Origin of the sequence: Fibrobacter sp. UWP2 (assembly GCF_900141705.1) — a bacterium.
In the GTDB taxonomy this organism is placed as follows: domain Bacteria; phylum Fibrobacterota; class Fibrobacteria; order Fibrobacterales; family Fibrobacteraceae; genus Fibrobacter.
The window spans coordinates 1-19,932 of sequence record NZ_FQYM01000039.1; the positions used below are offsets into that span (position 1 = coordinate 1).

Genomic DNA, 19,932 nt, shown 5'->3' on the forward strand with positions numbered 1-19,932 from the left:
AAAAGAGCATGAAACTACTTGACAATGAAGCGCTAATAGCCTAGATTTACACCAGTTGGAGACCTGGATTTTCAACTAAAAAAGGGACAAATTCGAAACAAGAACTAACGCAGATTTTTATGATTTGTATTCTGTTGAGCAGGTAGGGAATACATGGAAAGCAAGAATGGAGAAAATACCAGATGGACATATTCAACCGCTTCACCCCTATGCAATCATCGTCTACGAAGAAGAATTGACATTCGATTTGCAAGGAAAGCATGTCACTGTATATATGGACGAAAATGAAATTGACACCGTCAAAAGCCAGGATAAATTATGGTACTTTGTGGGCGTTTATCAGTACAAAACTTGGGGTGGTGATGAAGACAAAGAGCTCGGGCTCGCCTACGCCTTCGCAGGCCGCAACGAACATAACATAGCCAAGGGGCAGTTCGGAAAGATTGCTGCAGGGGGATATGCTTACCCATTGCGCGCCTACCTGAGAAAAAAGGACGCCAGCGTGCAGCTAAAGCCCGTACAGAACCGTCCGCTAGCATCGGGCGAACAGCGTGCGGCAAGTGTCGCAAATCTTTTCAACGAAGACAACACTCCTGAAACGATTGAGGTCGAATTCTTCGAAAAGGACCAGAACGGCGAAGAACATACAACCTTCATCGCGAGAATGGATACCCGTACGGGAGAATTCAGCAGCATACGTCCAAGCCGAACCTTCGACCTGAAGGGACGCCATGTCGGAAAGCCGAAAGCTAAAGGGGCTTATTTCAAGAAGTGAGCGGAAAAAGGGATGCCCGCCTTCTCCACAAAGAGGATAACTCTACTATGGCAACAAGTTGCCTAGTATCGTATAGCGGGCATGACACGTAGCAATCATCAACTATAAACTATTGACTTATGGAAACGATTCAAGCAAACCAATCCGAACAGAAAAAAGAATATATCGCCCCAACCGTAAAAATCGTCAAATTAAAGCAGCAGTCCGCCCTGCTGCAATGCAGCACCTGCAACGATGACACCATTGAAGTTGAATTCAATTAGCAACAGTTCGCTTTTAGTTAAGATAGCCAGAATGAAAAAGGTCTACGAAAAGCCTTGCATCAAGGTCATTACACTAAAGCCACAGTCGACTCTATTGCAATGCAGCACTTGCGAATCGACTCCATCCGTCTATGAAGTCGGAATGGCCGATGTTGACAAGCCGGACAAAATGTAAAAGTCGGCTCTGTCAAGTCATTTTATACGGTTCCGTTGCCATAGCAAAAAATGTCGGTTTCGTAAGCCCCTCCGAAGCTGTTTGTTCACTACGGAATTGCAGAATTTAGGCTATTTTGGCCATTTTTGGTTTCCGCAGCGTTCTTGCAACCATACAGCCAGGCTTGACACAGCCCTTTGTGGGCCGATGTCAAGTCAAAATGCGTATCTTTGCATTTTTTACAAAAAAAGACGGCTTGCACAAGCAAACCGTCCTTAAATCTTTTTTCAAGATTCCCTAGAATCCCAAACTGATCTGTCCCATGTAGATGCGCTCTTCGTCCTGACCAGTGTAGTAACCGAGTTCCTCGGCCCACGTGGCAAATTCAAGCGTAAGGAATCGCAAAATTTCGAGCCCGAGGCCGGCGGAGGGGTAGCCTCCCTTGAAGCCACCTGCAAGGCGTACCGCCAAGGCGCGGATTTCGTTGTTGTAGCCAGGCCAGGCAAGGAGAGTCTGTTCCACTTCCAAACCAAAATTCAAGTGGGAGAACGGCTTGTAGTTGTTCTCGCTGTAGAGGGCGTTGGCATAGTCCATGGCGAAGTTGAACTTACGTGCAAAGCCGGTGTTCTTGTTAAAGAATCGGGGGCTGTAGTTGAAACCCATGGTGAGGTTCGGCGTAATTTTATCGCCAGCCAATTCCTTGAAGTAGATGTCGTTGAGGGAGGCGCCTACGCGGAATTCACGGGTCAACTGGTAAAGGACGCCCAAGTCAATACCCATGGAAATGCTATTGAAGTCAAAAATGTTGTCGGTGGCGTCATGGTAACGGTCTTCCAAGGTGTCTTGGAGAGCGTCGTAGTTCATGATGTCGACGGTGATCATCTCGACCTTTTCGCGCTTGGCGGCCTTGGCGCCGATACCGACGGATAGTTTGTCCGTAAATCCGTAGGCGACACCGCCCTGGACCACGCCGTCAATGACCATGGTGTCGATGGCGAGGAAGGGGAGGATAATTCCACCATCCAGGTACGGGTTGACTCTTCCGTCTACCCAAACTGCACCGCCGAATCCGTGGAAGGCCATTTCCGCGTCCATCTTGATTTTCATCGACAGGTACTTGTGGTCGTAGTTGTTGATCTTGTGTACGAGTTCGGGATGGGTCGAAAGAGTATCCATGAGGACGGAATTTGTGGGAAGCCCGTATAAGAGAGCGACGTTGCTTGCATTCTGGTACATGACCTGCAAGTCCTTCGCCACGTTGTAGGTGGAGAAGTACGTTTCGAACGGACCTGCGCCACCGAGGTTCAATCTCATGTCGCCCAGGAAGTTTCTCGGATAATAACCCTGTTCCGGCCTTTTATCGTAGTTACCCAAACGGTTGATTTGGCTCAAACCTGCGTAGTTGTAGTAGATAGCTTCCTTGTCGTCGACTACTGCCACATGGGCGTTACCCATGCCTTCGGCACGAATGGAGTGGTGCGTCGGAGCCTTGGCTGCAAATGAGACTACTGCCGTTAAAAGAATTAAGGAGGAAATAACAATATGGCGCATTATTTTTTACTCCTTGCAAGATCCGTCCAAGCTTTGAACATTTCTTCGTTGTAGTTGACCCAGCAACCGCCAATGTAAGTCTTGCGGAAATTGAGGTCGTATTGATCCCCGGTGTTGTCCATGGCGACAAGACTCTTGAAGCTAAGGTATTCTTCGAGTGGATATCCTGCGGGGTTGAATACCAGTTTCTGTGCAAATTTAAACCGGTGGTCGGCGTTTTGAGCGCGTTTTTCATAGGAATCGTAAATGAAACGCCATTCGTCTTCTTCGCCGGCAATCAGGTTCATGTCGATGTCTACCTGTTCGTACTTGGGACTGGGGGCGGCGGATGCAACAATCAGCATATTCGAGATGCTCTTTTTGCCTTGCATTGTGTTGGCTGCGGTCAAGCGTGCGGCGTACTCGTAGTCGTACTTGATTTGGTTTGTCTTGTCGCGGAGGTCTTCGTCAATTTCTCCGTCACCGTCATTGTCCTGACCGTCGTAGATTTCTTCGTCATGGCAACCATCGCCGTCCTCGTCAAAGAAGTCGCTGTAGCCAAGTTGGGAAATGACCGTATTTAGCGCCTTTTCTTGCGAGTAGCCGTCTCCTGTATTGGAAATGGTTTCGGCAAGCGCTCCGCACATGCTTTCTACGGCGAGCTCCTGGGCTTCGCCTTTCAGGTAATCAAATCCGGCTAGGTACTGGTCGCCAATGGAGGCCATAGTGGACGGGTTTTCTTCACAGGTCTTGAACACGTCTTCTAGCGCATCAAGTGTTTCGCTCACGTTCCCCTTCATGGCGTTGAGAATGGCACCGAGATCGCAGCCTTCGGCGCTCCCGTTCACGCAGGCGGGCATGTTTTTGGTTGTATTGCGCATGGAGAGCATGGTCTGCATGAGCTGCAGAATCATAAAACTGTTCGAGATGGTGGCGTAGGTGATGACGCCGTCCAGCTGGCCTGTGGTGTCCTTGTAGATGAACATCTTAAGGTAGCTGACCACGGTGTCGATGCCGACTTTATACTTGTAAGCGGTAGCGTCGTCCATATCGGCTAGGGGGAACTTGGTCTTTTGGGCGACGTTCACGTACTTCAAAAGTTCAAAGATGTTCAAGTCCTGCTGGTTCATTTTGGTCTTGGCAAGGCCGAACCACGCCTCGGAGTGGCTTGGGTCCGCCACAATGGCTTGGCCAAAGTAGTTGGCAGCCTCGGTGTACTCGTTGTTGCGGAACTTGATGTAGCCTTCGTAGGTGAGGGCGTTGGCATCGTTGGAGGCAATGTCGACGCTTTCGGTCGGGTTGAACAGGTTGCAACCGATAAAGCTTGCCATGAGGGCTATTGCGGTGCACACCAATAACGTTTTTCTCAGTTTCATAAACATTTCCGTTGTTTTGAAAAATGGTCCAAAACTGTTTAAAAGATAACATTATTGTAAGCAAAAAGTTTCGGTAGCCCTTTTTTGTGTGTTTTTAATGGCTTTTTTTGTATCTATATTTGTCAATAATGGAACTTTACCGCGATTATTTCCCCACCAGGGCATATAAATTGGCCGAAATGAAGATGGCCGTTTTGTTGGGTGCCGAACGGGACCGCCTGGACCGGATTGCTCAATCCCTGCGCAGGGAATATGCCGTGGGTGAGGACAACCTGCGGGAGCAGTTGCCCGAAATTTTAAAGTTCGCCAAGGCGTACCATGACGCCTATGCCCAATATTTGAAGGCGGTATTGCCTCAGCAACCTCGCCCCATCCAGTGCCGGCCGGCTTGCGGCAACTGCTGCCACCATTACCCCATGTCGGTGGAGCCGTTTGAACTGATATACCTGTATTGCGAACTTCGCAAGCGCGACGACTTGATCGATGTGATGGACGCGTGCCAAATGCGGGCGAATCTGTTTGATAGTTTGTTTGAAAAGAGGCTGGAGACCGAGGCTTCCGAAGACGAGGCAGAAGACAAGGCTCTTCACGATTATTTTGCGGCATGGCGCCCGTGCCCGTTCTCGAACAAGGCGGGGGATTGCATGGTCTATCCGTTCCGTCCGGTCTCGTGCCGCATGTACTTTAGCGAGACGGACCCCAAGTACTGCACGCCCGAGAGCCTGCAGACCGAGAAAAACGACAGTTACATAGTGTATTTGCCCGACAATATCGAGGAAGCCATTTATGGCATCTCGGAGCACTATGCCGGGCTTCACCTCTCGGAGAGCTATTTTGGCGGTCTTTTGTCGGTGAACGCTTTTGAAGGGGTCCTTGGCTAATGGCAGGCGATCAAATGGACATGTTCGGCCAGCTGGATTTGTTCGGGAACTATCCCGAGCAGCCTAAAGTACCTGCCGTGCAGGCGGCTTCGCCGGACTGTTCAGCCAACGGGCTCGTGAACTTCAAGTACAACCCGCTGCTAAAAAAGAGCATCCGCTGCAAGGGCGGCGTCTTGTTTGGCCACCCCGAGGTCATGCTCCCTGCCTACATGCGGGATCCCGAGTTTACCGCTGCCCGTGAACTGGCGGCGGAGTGGGCCGAGCATGCGGTACGTCGCAAGACTCAAAAGAACAAGGCGATTATCAAGGACTTGGTGACGCGCTTTTGGACCGTGGTCGACCAGGTGCTTGTGGATCGAGGTGAAAAACCGCTCGAGAGCCGCAACCGCATCCCGCCGATTCGCCCCAAGGGCAAGTACCACGACTTGAACGATATCTTGGCTGCGGTGAACGACACCTATTTTGATGGCAGTTTGAATTGCCGAATTACCTGGAGCAACCGTGTGGGCGGACTCAGCTACCACACCACGCGCAAGGACCCGTTGACGGGCGAGGACTTTCACCTGATTAGCATTAGCAAGGGCTACGACGCGGCGAACTGCCCCAAGTACGCCGTGGCCGGGGTCGTGTACCACGAGTGCCTGCACATCGTGATCCCGGTAGAGATGCGCAATGGACGCCGCGTGGTGCATGGCCGCGTGTTCCGTCAGCGCGAACGCCGCTATATATTTTATGATGAATGGACCAAGTGGCACAAGGATGTGCTCCCCAGGAACATTCGCGCCTTGCTCAAGCACAAGGAACTGTAGGGCGTCAATTTTTTTGCTGCCGGCATCTTGTTCCAATTTGGAATAATGGATGTTCGTGTGTAAAAAAATGTTTTTTTACGGCTTTTCCCAAAAAACAGAATAAATTCCTTTATGATAACCTTAGGGTTGTCCTTGTGCCTGCCGTTTGTTTGTAGAGTACGCAATTTGCGGTTTTTTTGATTTTTATGTGTGGTTAATCAAAAAATCGAGGCGTTTATGGCTTCTATCCCTCTCTACTGGCTGCTTGTGCCCGCAGCCGCCCTTGTCGCGCTTGCGATGGCGTTCCACTTTTATCGTTTTATGAAGCGTCAGCCCGATGGCGACCGCAAAATGAAGGCGATTGCGCATTTTGTGCGAGTGGGGGCGTTTGCCTACCTGCGAAGGCAGTACAAGACGGTATCGGTTGTCTTTGCGGTGCTATTTGTGATATTCGTGGTGCTCGCCTTTATGGGCATCCAGAACCCGTTTGTGCCGGTGGCTTTTCTCACGGGCGGTTTTTTTAGCGGACTGTGCGGTTTTTTGGGCATGAAGACCGCGACTTACGCGAGTTCACGTACGGCGAACGGGGCCATCTCGAGTTTGAACCGCGGGCTGGTCATTGCTTTTAGGAGCGGGGCGGTGATGGGCCTTGTGGTCGTGGGTTTTGGGCTCATTGATATTTCGGCGTGGTTCTTTTTGCTCAACTACATTTATGACCATAACGTATGGGGCTTTGGCGCCAATATTGCTGCCAAGCTTTCGATTCCCGCCTGGAGCGATGCGCTGGTGAGCAATCCTGCCTGGGCGCACGCGAAGATGGTGGAAATCACGACGACCATGCTCACCTTTGGCATGGGCGCCTCGTTGCAGGCGCTCTTTGCCCGTGTGGGCGGCGGCATTTATACGAAGGCGGCCGATGTGGGTGCCGACCTCGTGGGCAAAGTCGAGGCGGGAATTCCCGAAGACGACCCGCGCAACCCGGCGACCATTGCCGATAACGTGGGCGACAACGTGGGTGACGTTGCCGGCATGGGCGCGGACCTTTACGAATCCTACTGCGGGTCGATCCTCTCGACGGCGGCACTCGGTGCCGCACTCCCGATGGGGGGCATCAAGATGGTTATCGCCCCGATGGTCGTCGCGGCCATAGGCATTGTGCTCTCGGTCATTGGCATCTACATGGTGCGCACGAAGGAGACCGCCGATACCAAGTCGCTTTTGCGTTCGCTTTTGACGGGGACGCTGGGCTCCTCGGTCTTGATCCTCATTGCGCTGTTGGTGCTCGTGAAGCTCGACTTTATTTCGATGGGCATCTTTGGCTCGGTGCTTTCGGGCCTTGCTGCGGGTATACTCATTGGCCAGTTCACGGAATACTACACGTCCGATGCCTACAAGCCAACGCGCGGCATTGCGGGGCAGGCGAAACTCGGACCTGCGACCACGATTATTGACGGCATCTCGGTAGGCATGTTCTCGACTGGGCTCCCGGTGGTGACGATTGTCGCTGGCATTGTCGCGGCATTTGGTTGCGCGGGCGGTTTCCAGAACATGGGGCTTGGGCTTTATGGCGTCGGCTTTGCTGCGGTGGGCATGTTGAGTACCTTGGGCATCACCCTTGCGACGGACGCGTTCGGCCCGATTGCCGACAATGCGGGCGGTAACGCCGAGATGGCGGGGCTCGACCCGAAGGTGCGCGCCCGTACCGATGAACTCGACATGCTCGGGAACACTACGGCGGCGACCGGTAAGGGCTTTGCTATCGGTTCTGCGGCACTCACCGCCATGGCGCTTTTGGCGAGCTACGTCGAGGAAGTCAAGATTTGGATTGGGCACCTTGCCGCATCGGCGAAAGGCGTGTGGAACGTCGGGAGCATCACTTTTGCGAACCATGCTGCTGATCTTGCGAGTGCGGTATCGAACGTGCCCGGCGTGAAACTTATTGACGAGGGCTCCCGAGCCATTTCGGAACACGGCGACCTTGTTGGGATGGTTGCAAGCAAGGCGGACTACAGCGACTTCATGCACATCTTCAATTTGAACCTCATGAACCCCATGCTCTTGGGCGGGCTCTTCATTGGCGCCATGATGGCGTTCGTGTTCTGTGCGCTTACCATCAAGGCGGTGGGCCGTGCGGCATCTGCGATGGTCGAGGAAGTCCGTCGGCAGTTCCGGGAAATCCCTGGAATCATGGATGGCTCGGCTCAGCCCGAATACGGGCGCTGCGTGGAAATCTCGACGACCGGAGCCCAGAAGGAGATGATTGTCCCGTCGCTTCTTGCGGTTATTGTACCGGTGGTGGTGGGGCTCGCGATGGGTGTCGCTGGCGTGTTCGGGCTGTTGGCGGGTGGCCTTGCCGCAGGCTTCTCGCTGGCGACCATGCTCAACAACGCGGGTGGCGCCTGGGACAATGCGAAAAAGTACGTGGAGAAGGGCAACTATGGTGGCAAGGGCAGCGACACGCACAAGTCGGCGGTCGTGGGCGACACTGTGGGCGACCCCTTCAAGGATACCGCAGGACCTTCGCTCAATATCTTGATTAAACTCATGACGATGGTGAGCGTCGTGTTTGCGGGCGTCATCGTCAAGTTCGGTGGGTTTGTTTGACCGGGGGCGTCCACTTGATGGCATCCCCATAAAAAAGAATCCCGAGGGCCTCGGCCCCCGGGATCTTTCTCTCTCAGTAAGTTTCTTATTTCAGCTGGATTCGTTTTTGGGTGAAATTGGACCCCTGGCTCACGCGCACCAGGTAGGTGCCCGCGGGGAGGCTTTGCAGATCGACTGCGTTAGTGCCGGCGCTAAACAGTTTTTCGGTTTGCATCTTGGCGTGTCCAAGCAGGTCGAATACTTCGACGTTGGTAATGCCGCTGGCTGTGGAGTTCAGCTGCAGGGTCCTGTTTTGTACAGAAACGTTGAAGCTTTCGACCATGGTAAACGGGATGGCGATAGTGGATGACGAGGAAATCACGGGGACATTGGTTTTGCATGCCTTGTAAGTAGCTGGGTTCGAACTCAGGTAACCCTTGACCAGGTTGCCCGAGGTGGTGTACTGCAGGCTGGTCTTGTTGGAAGAACCCTGGAATGCCGCCGTGCCTTCGTTAATCTTGGAGGCGCTCCAGTTTGCCCAAGAGAGCTTGTGTGTGTTCATGTAGTTCTGCCAGCTTTCGTTGCGGCCCTGGTCGGGAGTTCCCTTGCCGTCGGCATTGCCGGTGCCCCATTCGCTCATGAATACGGAGAGGCCCGCGTTCATGGCCTTTACGCCCTTGGTGCCCTCGCAGGCGTCGTTGGTGCCGTTACCCCAGCCGTATGAGCCTTCCCAGCAGTGGGAGTTGGCATAGTAGTGGAGGGCGTAGGCGATGTTCTTCTTGCTGTCGCTCACTTCGTTGCCGATGGCCGCATTGGGGTTCTGGTCCCAGCTCGGGTTGCCCACGATAACCAGGTTGTCAGAATACTTGCGGATTTCGGCGACAATTTCGTTGGCGTAGTTTTTGACGACGCTCCAGTCGACCTGCTTGGGCTCATTGAACACCTCGAAAATCACGTTGTCGTATTGTCCCCACTTTTGGGCCATTTCAGAGAAAAATGCCTTGGCGGCGCTTGTCTGTTCGTTGGCGTAATGGGAATGCCAGTCGATAATCACGTAGATGTCGTTCTTGATGGCGGCTTCTACCACCGTATTCACGAAATTCTTTTGGTTTGTTTGGTCTGCGCTGTACCCCTTGAGCTGGATACCGTTCCATTCGCCTTTCCAGTCGGTGTCCTCGTTGGATTTGGCCCCGGTTGCCATGGCGGCGCGCACGAGCTGGATTTTCATGTCGTTCACCATGGTGGTGATGCCTTCCTCGGTCCAGAATTCCATGGCTTCGGGCATAAGGCTCCAGTAAAGGCTCATGCCGCGCACCTGCACTTCGGCGCCGTCCTTGACGCCTTCGCAGCTGCCGTAGATTTGGCCCTTGCCCTGCGAGTTCTTGCCGGTCATCAGCTGGCCGTACTGGCTCACGGGCCCCACGCGGGTTGGGGTAATGTTTGCGGCAATGGCATACGCCGAAAGGGCTGTTGCCAAGGTCAGGAATTTTAAAGCGGAATGCTTCATGGGTACTCACCTCCATATATCGTCTATAATTTAAACGAAAAAAAAGGGAGTTTATTATGCTGGGAGGCAATTCCCGTTTACCGCAGAAACCACGATTTGGGGGCTAAATTGGCTGTTTTTAGCCACAAGTGTGCTTTTAAGCGAAATATTTGATTATTTTTTATTGGTGTGTAAGTTTATTGTAGTGTTCTATGGAAAGAGCCCTATATACTGAAATAAACCTTTTTTGCGTGCTGATCTTGGTAATCCTCATGGTTACCGTTTGGCGTAATGTGGTGCGCGAACTGGACAAGCGCTTTTTCTTTGGACTCTGTTTTCACTCCCTGCTCCTGTTTTTTTTGGACTTGATGTGGAAACTTTGTGACGGCTCCCAGTTTGCAGGAGCCCTGACGGTAAACAAGGTGATTAACGCCGCCTACTTTATCCAGACGGGCGTGTTGGGCTTTGTGTGGCTTCGTTACTCGTATTATTTGGAGAACGGCGATGCGGATCGCGGAATAAAGCCTGTTTTGCAGGCTATCCCGGTGTTTGTGCTTGCGGTGTTGAGCATCGCCTCGATTTGGACCGGATGGATTTTCTCGGTAGACGAAATGAACTGTTACCATCGTGGACCGTATTTAGCGCTGCAGGTGGTTCTCGCTTGTTCTTTTTTGGCGGCTGTTTTTGTGAGGACTGTTTTCAAGGCGCTTCAAAAGAAGAACTTCGCACGCAGGGGAAAACTGTTGGCGATTGCTGGTTTGGGTTTTGTCCCCCTTGCAGGGGAAGTCATTCAGATTATGGTGCCTGGGACTGTCGTTTTTTGCGTCGGCGTGACATTTGGCCTTTTTGTGATGTTTGTCGAGAATCAGAACCAGCTGATTTCTTTGGACACACTGACCAAACTGAACAACAGGAACCAGCTCAACTATTTTTTGGATGAAAAAATCAACCACTACAATGCGAACAAACTCCTGATGCTGTTTGTGTTGGACGTGGACCAGTTCAGGAACGTTAATGCCAAGTTCGGGCACATGCAGGGCGACTTGGCGCTGGTGATGATTGCCGAGGTGCTGAGGGCGGTCTTTGGCCCCATGGGGCATTTTATTTCGAGGTCCGGCGGGGATGAATTTGTCGCAGTGGCCGAACTGAACGATCTTGTGGAGGCGTACGAACTCAGAACACTTTTCAACAAGATTCTCGCTTCGAGAGAGGCCGAATTGCCGTACAAATTTACGGTGAGTATGGGCTTTGCCGAAAGGAAGGAGGGCGACGACAACATTCCCGATCTGTTTAAGCGTGCAGAACTGGAACTGGAAAAGGTAAAGCGCGATAAACGTAGTTTTAGGTAGGCCCCATGTTGCAAAACTCGATTTACATAGAAATTATGTTTATCAGCATCGCGGTGTCGGTGTTCCTGCTGGTCAAGGTCAAGTCGGGCGTTTTCCGCCTGGTGCACCAGAAACTTTTTTCGCAAGTGTTAGGGCTTGTCGTGTTGTCTTCAAGCCTGGACTTTTTATCGACTGCCTTGGATGGCCAGCAGTTTATGATGGCAGATGTGTTCAATGGGATTTCGTACGCGTTCTATTTTGCGTCTTCCGCGGTAATGTCTTTTTGCTGGCTGCGTTTTTCGGGATACGCAATGAATTTCTCGTTCTGGAAAGACAAAAAGAAACTGACTTTGCTATCGATTCCCATGGCGGTCTCGGTTTTTGTGAGCGTGATGTCATTGTGGACCGGTTGGGTGTTCCAGCTGGATGATTTCAACTATTATCACAGGGGCCCGCTTTACATGGTCGCTGTACTGGGAAGTTATTTCTATATGGCGCTGAGCATGGTCCTTGCTTTTTACAAGGCCGCCTTTAAACGGAATTTTGCCGACCGGGACTTGTACTTCTCTATTGCATCCCTGGGACTTTTGCCGTTCTTTGCGATTTTTTTGCGTATGCTTTTGGGGGACATCCCTACGACGACGCCCGGCATTGCGCTTGCCATGTTGTTGACGTTTGCGACAATGCAGGCGAGAATGATTACCTTGGATCCGCTGACCCGCATGAACAATAGAAGCCAGTTGAATGTGTATTTGACTGGTAAAATGGACGACAGTGAAGATAATGGACGGCTGTACCGGGTTTCGCTGAAAATAAGCAAGTTCAAGAAAATCTGTGACATCTATGGCCATGCGGAAGGCGACAATGCGCTTTGCCTGGTGGCAAACGTGTTGAAATCCATTTGCGGACCGCGCGGCTTCTTTATGTCTCGCATTTACAGGGATGAATTTGTTATTGTGGCAGATCTTGAAAATGACGATGCCGTAAAAGAATTGTGCGATGCGATTCGTGCCAATCTCGAAAAGAAGGCGATAGGCTTGCCGTACAAGATCCGTTTGGACGTTCAAAAATCAAAACTGTAGATTAGCAAAAAGCCCCTGAATGAATCAGGGGCTTTTTAATTGCTTTTGTGATTAGCGAAGTCGCGGCATTAGTTCGCGAATTACTTCACACCAATCAGAGACAAGTCTCTAACAGCTCCTTTATCTGCGCTGGATGCCATGGCGGCGTATGCCTGCAAGGCCTTGCTGACAACGCGGTCGCGGTGTTCCGGCTGCCAAGCCTTCGCGCCGCGGGCTTCCATTTCCTTGCGGCGTTCGGCGAGTTCGTCGTCGGTGAGCTGCACGTTGATGCTGCGGTTCGGGATGTCGATTTCGATGACGTCGCCCGTGTGCACGAGGCCGATGTTTCCCTTGTTGGCGGCTTCCGGAGAAGCGTGGCCGATGGAGAGACCGCTCGTACCGCCGGAGAAGCGTCCGTCGGTGAGGAGGGCGCAGGACTTGCCGAGGTGACGGCTCTTGAGGTAAGAGGTCGGGTAGAGCATTTCCTGCATGCCGGGGCCGCCCTTCGGGCCTTCGTAGCGGATGACGACCACGTCGCCAGCCTTCACCACGTTCGGGTCGAGAATGCCCTTCACGGCATCTTCCTGGCTTTCGAACACCACGGCGGGGCCGGTGAACTTGAAGATGGATTCATCGACGCCGGCGGTCTTCACGATGCAGCCGTCCACGGCGAGGTTACCGTACAGAACAGCGAGGCCGCCGTCCTTGGTATAGGCGTGTTCGCCGTCGCGGATTGCGCCCGTGGCACGGTCGAGGTCGTGGTCGGGGTACATGAAATTCTGCGAGAATGCGACCAGGTTGTACTTGCGGCCCGGGCCTGCGAGATAGCGCTGCTTGGCTTCTTCGCTGGGGTTGCGCTTGAGGTCGTTCACTTCGAGGGCTTCGCCCATGGTCTTGGCATGAACGGTCTTTGCATCCTTGTGGATGAGGCCCATGCGGTCCAGTTCACCGAGGATGCCCATGATGCCACCGGCGCGGTTCACGTTTTCCACGTGGATGTTGTGGACGGTCGGGGCCACCTTGCAGATGCACGGCGTGTTGCGGGAAAGGCGGTCGATGTCCTTCATGGTGAAGTCGACGCCCGCTTCCTGGGCCACGGCGAGCAAGTGGAGCACGGTGTTGGAGGAGCCGCCCATGGCAATGTCGAGGCGCATGGCGTTCTCGAAGGCGTCCTTCGTGGCGATGCTACGCGGGAGGATGCTGTCGTCGTTCAAATCGTAATACTGGTGGCAGAGTTCCACGATGCGCTTACCGGCAGCTTCAAAGAGTTTCTTGCGTTCGGCGTGGGTCGCCACGATGGTGCCGTTGCCCGGGAGGCTAAGGCCGAGGGCTTCGGTCAGGGAGTTCATGGAGTTTGCGGTGAACATGCCGGAGCAGGAACCGCAAGTGGGGCAGGAGTTCGCTTCGATGGCGGCCACTTCTTCGTCGCTGATGGTGTTGTCGGCGGAATCGATCATGGCGTCAATCAGGTCAAGGGCGCGATCCTTGCCGTCCTTCGTGGTCACGTGGCCAGCTTCCATCGGGCCGCCGCTCACGAAAATTGCCGGAATGTTGAGGCGCATGGCGGCCATAAGCATACCCGGAGTCACCTTGTCGCAGTTGGAGATGCAGACGAGGGCGTCGGCGCGGTGGGCGTTGGCCATGTATTCGGTGGAGTCCGCAATCAGGTCGCGGCTCGGGAGGCTGTAGAGCATGCCGTCGTGGCCCATGGCGATACCGTCATCGACCGCGATGGTGTTCATTTCCTTCGCGACACCGCCGGCGGCTTCAATCGCGCGGGCGACCACCTGGCCCAAGTCCTTCAGGTGAACGTGGCCCGGAACAAACTGGGTATAGCTGTTCACCACGCAGATGACGGGCTTGCCAAAGTCTTCCACCTTGGTTCCAGTTGCGTGCCACAGGGCGCGTGCACCGGCCATTTCACGGCCTTCCATAGTCTTGAGCGAACGAAGTTTCGGCATAATAATCCTCTTTTGTGTCTTAAACTTTTTCAAAAAATGTAGAAAATTTGAAATTCCATGGCACAAATCCCGGCAAAAATCCGTCTTATACAGTAGGTGGGGACTGCTCCATCCGCCCAGCGGGGGCGTACCCGCAAAAAAAGGAATATAAGATGGACAAAAATCGAAAAGTAATTCGCAAGAACCCGATTCCGGAGGCGTTCAGGGGCAAGGTCTACCTGGACCCGACATACGACCCGGCTTTCAAGGAGTTTTTCGGCAGCGAGGCCGCCTTGAAGGACTTTCTTGACGGCGTACTTGATCTCGAGGGCGACGACAAAATCAAGACGCTTCGCTTCAGGTTCGAGGAGCCCGTGGAATTTCGCCTTCCCGAGCGCAAGAAGGTGGTGTTCGACATCTTCGCAACAACCGGGACGGGCCGGTTCCTGAACGTGGAGATGCAGCGCCTGGAACACGACTTTTTCATCGACCGCACTATCCTCTATAAGGCCTTTTTGCTTATCAAGGGAAAGAAGAAGATGGAAAATTCTCCAGAATTTAAGGCTCTTCCCGCAGACTTGCAGAGGCGACGCCGCTACCAGTTGCCGGAGACGGTATCTATTTGGATTTGCGACTTCGACTTGCCCCATGCCGAGGGGGAATATTTGGACGAGTGGGCGCTTTACAGCAGGATCTCCCTGAAGGGCGGAAGTGCTCGACCACTTTCGGAAAAAAATAAGTATATTTTCCTTAGCATCCCGAACTTCACGAAGTCCGCCGACGAGGTGAAGGGGGCCGTAGATGTATGGCTCTACCTACTGAATCACGCCAGGGACGGCGGTGAACTTCCGGATTTCGGCAGCGGAGTCGTCGAGGAGGCACTCGAGCGCATTCGCGTGGACAACGCGGCCGACGAACTTCTGTCCGTTCAGGAGAAAGCTATGGCACACGAAGAAGATTACGAAATCATGCTGGCTGGAGCCAAGATCCGCGCCCAGGAAGAAGGTCATGCACAAGGTCATGCACAAGGTCTTGCACAAGGTCATGCAGAAGGTCTTGCAGAAGGCCGTGCACAAGGCCGCGCAGAAATGGCCGAATTCCTGCGCTCGAAGGGCGTCGCCGAATCCATAATAGCCGAGGCGCTCGCTGCAAAGTAATTCCCTCAAAAAGTGCGCTAAATCACATAAAAATCAAGGACTTACGCGAAAAAAGGGAATTTTTCCGTGACGGAGGTCACTTTTGGGCCCTCTGTTTCTGTTTTTTTTCGTGAAAATATTGTAATTTCCTTATTTTTTTTCTATTTTTGGGAAAAAAAGAGGCGGTGTATGCGAAAGTTTACAATTACAGGTACTTTGTGTGTAATGTTTGGGTTGCTTGCCGTGGGGCAGGCGTTTGGTGCTATGGAATCGTGGATGACACATGCGAGTGCCCAAAAACCTTCTGTAAATACGGTAAGTAAGTGCTACGAAGTATCTTCGCCGCAAGAATTGGCATGGTTTTCGGGAAAAAAGCCTGACAAATGCATTGAATTGATTGCTGATCTTGACATGAAGGGAGAAGGTGATGGGTACTATTGGGTTCCTATTGCAGCAGACGGAGATCCAACCAATGTCAATTTTAATGGAAAAGGTCATATCATTCGAAACCTGTATATAAGTGCCGAAGAAATTTTGAATGTACCGGATTACAAAAAAGGAAAATATGCTCAGAATCTTGGCCTTATCGGGGCTTTTACTGGTCAAGAACGGGAAAAGGGTCATTGTTAAGTGATTTGGGCCACTTTTTTGAAGAGAAATAGTGGTTCGGTCGTGACATGACTCACGATTTTCCCTCTTGACGACGCTTTTTTCTGTAAATTTATTTTAATTTTACGGAAAAAAGCTAAATTTAGGAAAAAAGGGGAAATATTATGCAGTTTATAACCAGATTGAAAACATTATTTATCGTGACCTGCCTCGTGTTTGTTGGGCAGGGTTTTGCTGCGACTCCTGAGCCGTTTGATTGCTCTGCTGGTGCAACATGGGGTGGCTACACCTTGCAAGAGGCTTCGTTAGTGAATGGTTCTTATGAAATTGATACGCCCGAAAAATTGGCGTGGTTTTCATGCTATCTAAATAATCAGCATGTCGATAATGCTGGTATAAATGCAAAATTGACTGCAAATTTAACGATGAATTCGGATGATGCGAACGAGGGGGATAAAAAGTTTTGGATTCCCATTTGTGCAGGGCCAGGTGGAAAGGCTAAAGATAATATGATTTATTGTAAGTATGCAGGTGTTTTTGATGGAAATAACCATAAAATTTCAAATTTATATTTGAATAGTGATTTTCTTGAACAAATGAATGTGTATTATACGCAGAATGTTGGCTTTGTTGGAGCTTTCTCGGGAACAGTAAAAAATCTGATATTAGAAAATATTCAAGTACTTGGTTCAGGTGATGGTGGAAAATATGTGACAGGAGGTGATTGTGTTGCAAAGCCTGTTTCTATAGGTACTCTTGTTGGCTGGAGCAATGGCTCCGTTAAAGATTGTATTGTTTCTGGGAATATTGTTACAAGTGGTGTTGGTCAGGCAGTTGGAGGCCTTGTTGGCAATGCTGGAGGTGGATCTATAACGGGTTCTGTGAGTGAAGTCGCCATTGATGCTAACGGTTTGGCTTATGCGGGTGGGATTGTTGGATATACCAAAAAGACCGTATCTATAAGCTCGTGTGTTTATGCTGGCAGTGGTGTTTCAAGTACAGGATCTGCAGTAGTTGGTAATAAAACTTATCAATCTAAGGCTGGAGGTGTTGTTGGTTCTCAATATAGCGGAACAGTGAGTGCTAATAATGTTTATTATGATGATTCTAGTGTAGATGGCGCCATTGGAAAAGGAAATATTAATGGCTCACCTACAGGGAGTTCTGACGTAAATAATGAGGAAGTCGCTTGTGTCCTGAATGGAGGAACTTGGAGCGAAGAAACGTGTGTGGGTGCGACATCTAGTGCGTGGTCCGTTGGTTTCTTGGGATTATCTTATGAAGGTTCAGATGGTTATATGGTGACTTTTGATGCTAATGGGGGTGGGTTCCCTTCAGGAGCAAAAAAATACAATGTGGTCATCAGTGGAACTACGGTTACGACGAATGGAATTTCTATTCCTTCTCGCGACGGTTATGCTTTTCTTGGCTGGTCCCGTAATAAAAATGCGACAACTCCTGACGAAAATTTAGGTGAAGTAAATGGACAAACGACTGTGTATGCAGTGTGGAATCCGGTGATTGAAATTACCTTTGATGCCAATGGTGGGTATTTCCCCCCTGACCCGCTTACGGTCACAAAAGCGAAACTTGTGCCAACAGGTGATCCTATTACAGTTGAAGGTATAGAACCTCTTCCTGAAAAATATTGCACAGGTACCGTTAACGGAGAAAATTGTGATGGTGGTAAGTGGATGTATTTTAGGGGATGGTCTTTCAATGATGGTGCTTCTGTCAATGATGCAATTGATTTGAATCAATTGAGTACCTTTGCTTCTTCAGAGAATACGACGCTTTATGCCATTTGGACTGAAGTAGAGACCTATACAGTAACCTTCCATGCTGAAGGTCATGGTAAGACTAAAGTAGCCTTTACGGAAACGACTGTACAAGGTGGTGGACTTGTTAATGAACCTGAGGAAGGATTTGCTGTCCCTGATGAAGGTTATGAATTTGATGGGTGGTGGACAGAAAAAAATGGCGGGATTTTATTTGAATTTGAAAACACTCCTATTATGCATAGCATTATTCTTTATGCTCACTGGAAAACGACTGATTATAATATCACATGTGTGGACGCTTCTTGTGATCCGGATCATCAAACTTACAATATTGAAAGTGATTTTGCTTTTTACACGCCAACCAAACCAGGTTATACGTTTGATGGCTGGTTCTATGAAGAACAATTTAGTACCAAAGCAGAGGGTGTTAAACCGGGTGCAACGGGACCTTTGACAATCTATGCTAAGTGGTCTGAGGCTACTTATACCATTGCTTACCGAGCAGGATCATATGGTAATGGAGAAGTTCTTCCTGAAACGGTAAATTATGGAACAAGCTATACCTTAAGAGGAATTTCTTATACTCGTGAGGGATATGTTCAGGATGGCTGGAGTAATGAAGGTGGCGAAAAGATATTTGAGCTTTGGGAAAAGATTACAGTATCGAAGAATTATGTATTATATCCCTATTGGGTTCGTGGTTCAAAATTTGGTGCCGTGACGATTATTGAAAATGAGGACGGTACGAAGAATGCCGTCATCAACGGTACTTACGGTGGTGGCGACGAGCCCAATCTTGATGAAGCCGATGAAACTGTGATTTCTTCCAACATTACCGTCAATAGCGTGACCCTGAACCGCACGTTCAATGCGGGGAAGATTGCGACGCTCTATGTCCCGTTTGAAATCGATGCCGAAGATGTCGTTAGTACCGAGGTCTACAAGTTCAAGACTGTTGTAATGGGGGAGGATGGCCGCTGGAAGTTCAAGGTGGCTACGGCGACCAAGATTATGCCGAATACGCCCTATGTCATTATCCCTGCGGGATCCCAGGTGACTTTTGACATCCCGACCTCCGTTACTCTCAACACGACAACGGAAGGCGAAGCGACTGCTGCGAACAACTGGGAATTCATCGGAGCTTATCAATACGAGAAGTTCACTATTGATAACAACAATCCCATTTACCTGTTTGCCAATGAGGAACGCGATGGTGCCAAACTGGGCGAATTCGTGAAGATCGCCGAAGGCGCCTTTATCAACCCCATGCGAGCCTACCTGGTTTACCGCAAGAGTGCCAACGTTACGGCGAAGTCTGCCAGCGGCACTCTTGGTAGCAACATCTTGCTTCCGGACGAACTCGATATCGAAATCGAGAACGAGAATGGCTTTGTTGTCCAGACAGGTACTCTCAACACGGTCACGGGCGAGGTTCGTATGGACCGCTGGTACGATTTGAAGGGACGTCGGCTGAATTCGAAGCCGACCGTGAAGGGTACCTACTACAAGAACGGAAAAAAAGCTATTATTAAGTAAAAAAAGGAAGGATAGTAAAAATGAAAGAATGCATTGAAAAGATGAAGAAGGAATACACCGCTCCGCAGATGGAAGTCATGGACTGTGCAGTTCAGAGTATCTTGTGTCAAAGTAGCGGTGACGTCATTCATGAAGACTGCAACGACAAACCCCTTCTTTTGAGAGGCGTTTCCGCTTAACAATCAGTCTTCTCCACATAGGAATTCCTTCATGAATAATAAAAAAACATACAAGAAACCCCAGATGGAGGTATGTGTGATTCATGCAAGGGCTACCCTGATGTCGGCGAGCAATACTGGTGATGTTGTCATTGACTAAAAAGGACTTTTACATGAAAACGAAAAAGGAATACAAAACTCCTCAGATGAAGGTGTGCAAAGTCCATGCCAAGGCCCCCTTGATGGAATCCAGCGGTGGCTACACGGGTGGCGGCGCTTTCAAGGAAGTCGTCGAAAAAGATCACTACGCCTAATCGCTTGATTGTTTAAAAAAACGGAGCCCGTTGCGGCTCCGTTTTTATATATAGCGTTTCGCTTAGATAATCACCACTTCATATCGAGTTCCCACGGGCATTCCTCGAGTTCTTCGTACTTGAAGGTCGGGTTGTCTGGGTAGTGTCAAGGGTTTTTCGCAAAAATAGTTTGTTCCAACATCAGATTTAGGCTACATTTCCTTTCTTTCTGCTCTTTTCCAGTTCCCGTTTCA

At 50.7% G+C, this 19,932-nt stretch carries 17 protein-coding genes; 13 read left to right on the forward strand and 4 right to left on the reverse strand.

Annotated elements, in window-relative coordinates; translation table 11 throughout:
- Positions 1–124 precede the first annotated feature (124 nt).
- From BUB55_RS12620 to BUB55_RS14350, 3 genes are all read left to right on the forward strand, one after another.
- Positions 125–775 carry a hypothetical protein gene (locus BUB55_RS12620; RefSeq protein WP_073192023.1) on the forward strand — a complete coding sequence of 217 codons (651 nt, stop codon included), beginning with the start codon at positions 125–127 and terminating at the stop codon, positions 773–775.
- 119 nt (positions 776–894) lie between these two features.
- A complete protein-coding gene (locus tag BUB55_RS14345; protein WP_159431994.1) occupies positions 895–1,038 on the forward strand; it encodes a hypothetical protein in 144 nt (47 codons plus the stop codon).
- Positions 1,039–1,069: 31 nt separating this feature from the next.
- Positions 1,070–1,213, forward strand: coding sequence for a hypothetical protein (locus BUB55_RS14350; protein ID WP_159431995.1), 144 nt, complete (start codon positions 1,070–1,072; stop codon positions 1,211–1,213).
- Between the two features lie 276 nt (positions 1,214–1,489).
- Here the strand turns inward: BUB55_RS14350 and BUB55_RS12625 are convergent, their stop codons facing one another.
- Together BUB55_RS12625 and BUB55_RS12630 are read right to left on the reverse strand one after the other, a co-directional pair.
- A complete protein-coding gene (locus tag BUB55_RS12625; RefSeq protein ID WP_073192025.1) occupies positions 1,490–2,743 on the reverse strand; it encodes a hypothetical protein in 1,254 nt (417 codons plus the stop codon).
- Entirely contained in the window at positions 2,743–4,098 is a 1,356-nt protein-coding gene (locus BUB55_RS12630) for a tetratricopeptide repeat protein (protein WP_143153065.1), read from the reverse strand. Before BUB55_RS12630 ends, BUB55_RS12625 begins: the two co-directional genes overlap by 1 nt.
- 128 nt (positions 4,099–4,226) lie before the next feature.
- Between BUB55_RS12630 and BUB55_RS12635 the strand changes: the two genes are divergently transcribed.
- The 3 genes from BUB55_RS12635 to BUB55_RS12645 all read left to right on the forward strand — a co-directional run bounded on the left by BUB55_RS12635 (position 4,227) and on the right by BUB55_RS12645 (position 8,371).
- Positions 4,227–4,979: a YkgJ family cysteine cluster protein gene (locus tag BUB55_RS12635; protein WP_073192029.1), complete on the forward strand. Its 753-nt coding sequence runs from the start codon at positions 4,227–4,229 to the stop codon at positions 4,977–4,979.
- The gene (locus BUB55_RS12640) at positions 4,979–5,788 is read left to right on the forward strand and encodes a SprT-like domain-containing protein (protein ID WP_234971937.1); all 810 of its coding nucleotides are present in this window, start codon (positions 4,979–4,981) and stop codon (positions 5,786–5,788) included. Before BUB55_RS12635 ends, BUB55_RS12640 begins: the two co-directional genes overlap by 1 nt.
- 216 nt (positions 5,789–6,004) lie before the next feature.
- Complete coding sequence (locus BUB55_RS12645) at positions 6,005–8,371, forward strand: sodium-translocating pyrophosphatase (RefSeq protein ID WP_073192031.1); 2,367 nt, start codon at positions 6,005–6,007, stop codon at positions 8,369–8,371.
- A gap of 85 nt (positions 8,372–8,456) precedes the next feature.
- Here BUB55_RS12645 and BUB55_RS12650 read toward each other — a convergent pair whose 3' ends face one another.
- On the reverse strand, positions 8,457–9,857 hold the full coding sequence (locus BUB55_RS12650; protein WP_083597023.1) for a cellulase family glycosylhydrolase: 1,401 nt from the start codon (positions 9,855–9,857) through the stop codon (positions 8,457–8,459).
- A gap of 230 nt (positions 9,858–10,087) precedes the next feature.
- Between BUB55_RS12650 and BUB55_RS12655 the strand changes: the two genes are divergently transcribed.
- Entirely contained in the window at positions 10,088–11,185 is a 1,098-nt protein-coding gene (locus tag BUB55_RS12655; protein WP_073192035.1) for a GGDEF domain-containing protein, read from the forward strand.
- A 35-nt stretch (positions 11,186–11,220) separates the two neighbouring features.
- Complete coding sequence (locus BUB55_RS12660; RefSeq protein WP_159431996.1) at positions 11,221–12,246, forward strand: diguanylate cyclase domain-containing protein; 1,026 nt, start codon at positions 11,221–11,223, stop codon at positions 12,244–12,246.
- An 80-nt stretch (positions 12,247–12,326) separates the two neighbouring features.
- Here the strand turns inward: BUB55_RS12660 and ilvD are convergent, their stop codons facing one another.
- Positions 12,327–14,186 carry a dihydroxy-acid dehydratase gene (gene ilvD, locus BUB55_RS12665; protein WP_073192040.1) on the reverse strand — a complete coding sequence of 620 codons (1,860 nt, stop codon included), beginning with the start codon at positions 14,184–14,186 and terminating at the stop codon, positions 12,327–12,329.
- 152 nt (positions 14,187–14,338) lie between these two features.
- Here ilvD and BUB55_RS12670 point away from each other — a divergent pair, with 152 nt between their 5' ends.
- The 5 genes from BUB55_RS12670 to BUB55_RS14360 all read left to right on the forward strand — a co-directional run bounded on the left by BUB55_RS12670 (position 14,339) and on the right by BUB55_RS14360 (position 19,699).
- Positions 14,339–15,322 (forward strand): PD-(D/E)XK nuclease family transposase, encoded by a 984-nt coding sequence (locus BUB55_RS12670; RefSeq protein ID WP_073192042.1) that lies wholly within the window; start codon positions 14,339–14,341, stop codon positions 15,320–15,322.
- A gap of 168 nt (positions 15,323–15,490) precedes the next feature.
- The gene (locus tag BUB55_RS12675) at positions 15,491–15,931 is read left to right on the forward strand and encodes a hypothetical protein (RefSeq protein ID WP_073192044.1); all 441 of its coding nucleotides are present in this window, start codon (positions 15,491–15,493) and stop codon (positions 15,929–15,931) included.
- A gap of 143 nt (positions 15,932–16,074) precedes the next feature.
- On the forward strand, positions 16,075–19,227 hold the full coding sequence (locus BUB55_RS12680; protein ID WP_073192047.1) for an InlB B-repeat-containing protein: 3,153 nt from the start codon (positions 16,075–16,077) through the stop codon (positions 19,225–19,227).
- Between the two features lie 20 nt (positions 19,228–19,247).
- Positions 19,248–19,406: a hypothetical protein gene (locus tag BUB55_RS14355; RefSeq protein WP_159431997.1), complete on the forward strand. Its 159-nt coding sequence runs from the start codon at positions 19,248–19,250 to the stop codon at positions 19,404–19,406.
- Between the two features lie 152 nt (positions 19,407–19,558).
- Positions 19,559–19,699 carry a hypothetical protein gene (locus tag BUB55_RS14360; RefSeq protein WP_159431998.1) on the forward strand — a complete coding sequence of 47 codons (141 nt, stop codon included), beginning with the start codon at positions 19,559–19,561 and terminating at the stop codon, positions 19,697–19,699.
- Positions 19,700–19,932 lie beyond the last annotated feature (233 nt).